The sequence below is a fragment of the Treponema sp. R6D11 genome (assembly GCF_054786075.1).
The window spans coordinates 1-347 of record NZ_BDHD01001259.1 but is presented as its reverse complement, the minus strand read 5'-3'; the positions used below and the strand labels follow the sequence as shown (position 1 = coordinate 347).

Annotated in this window: 1 protein-coding gene; it reads right to left on the bottom strand. The window is 48.7% G+C overall.

Going from position 1 to position 347, the window contains the following annotated elements:
• A partial coding sequence (locus ACYVTD_RS18345; RefSeq protein WP_461249031.1) for an adenylosuccinate synthetase occupies window positions 1-311 on the bottom strand: 311 nt, incomplete at its 3' end.
• Between the last annotated feature and the right edge of the window lie 36 nt (window positions 312-347).

The window sequence follows — 347 nt, the reverse complement described above, 5'->3', positions numbered from 1 at the left end:
AGGTGGGCGCGGTCGGAAATAAATATCCTGCCCTTCGTGTCTATACCGCGGTCTTCCAGCATTTTAATCTCGTCGAATAGCGCCTTTGGATCGATTACCATGCCCGCGCCGAGAATTGAAATCTTATCGGGATAAAAAATACCGGAGGGGATCAGGTGCAGGGCGTATTGTTCGCCGCCCGTAACAATCGTGTGGCCGGCGTTCGCGCCTCCGGCGTAGCGGACGATTATCTGCGCTTCGTTCGCAAGATAATCAACTATTTTTCCTTTTCCTTCATCGCCCCATTGGGCGCCTATAACTACGATTTTCAAATGAGTCTCCTAAATAATTTTTTCGAAAATTCCTAA